Raw genomic sequence first — 302 nt, 5'->3', positions numbered from 1 at the left:
CCCTTCGCTTGAAGGAAATGCTCATTTCTAAGCTCTAACAACGAAACAGCGGTAAGTGGTGGAGCCAAGCGGGATCGAACCGCTGACCTCCTGCGTGCAAGGCAGGCGCTCTCCCAGCTGAGCTATGGCCCCGTATTTCTACAGGCGTTTCCCACACAAAATTGGTGGGTCTGGGCAGATTCGAACTGCCGACCTCACCCTTATCAGGGGTGCGCTCTAACCAACTGAGCTACAGACCCAATTTCGGGCTGTTTCTATCGTCTTCTTCAATGAATCAAGCAATTCGTGTGGGTGCTTATGGT

The 302-nt window shown here is 52.6% G+C and carries 2 tRNA genes; both read right to left on the bottom strand.

The features are described from left to right. Positions 1-56 precede the first annotated feature (56 nt). A tRNA-Ala gene (locus tag H8S56_RS24420) sits at positions 57-132 on the bottom strand. Positions 133-162: 30 nt separating this feature from the next. After that, a tRNA-Ile gene (locus H8S56_RS24415) sits at positions 163-239 on the bottom strand. Positions 240-302: the final 63 nt, after the last annotated feature.

The sequence above is a fragment of the Pseudomonas triticifolii genome (assembly GCF_014358015.1).
GTDB classification, from domain to species: Bacteria; Pseudomonadota; Gammaproteobacteria; order Pseudomonadales; family Pseudomonadaceae; genus Aquipseudomonas; species Aquipseudomonas triticifolii.
Note: the sequence above shows the minus strand (reverse complement) of the source record. Positions and strands in the feature narration are given on the sequence as shown.